At 73.4% G+C, this 233-nt stretch carries 1 pseudogene; it reads left to right on the top strand.

The window, feature by feature from the left end:
- Nucleotides 1-233: pseudogene (locus KVS71_RS19220) on the top strand (chromosome segregation protein); the annotation flags it as partial.

A 233-nucleotide genomic window follows, 5' to 3' on the forward strand; every position in this document is an offset into this window, starting at 1 on the left:
ACGCACCGGCGTCGCAAAGAGGAGACGCTGCGCAAGCTCGGCGCGATGGAGGCCAACCCCCCGAGTCTGAGCGACCTCGCCGGGGAGATCCGCCGACAGCCCAAGCCCCTCGGGCGCCAGGCCGAGATCGCGCGTGAGGCGCAGACCTTCGCCGCGGACGTGCGCGATGCCAAGGCACGCCTGTTCGCCGCCGACGTCGTGGCGCTGCGCACAGCCCTCGCGGACCACACCCG

The organism is Microbacterium sp. GbtcB4 (assembly GCF_019091465.1).
GTDB lineage: Bacteria > Actinomycetota > Actinomycetes > Actinomycetales > Microbacteriaceae > Microbacterium > Microbacterium paraoxydans.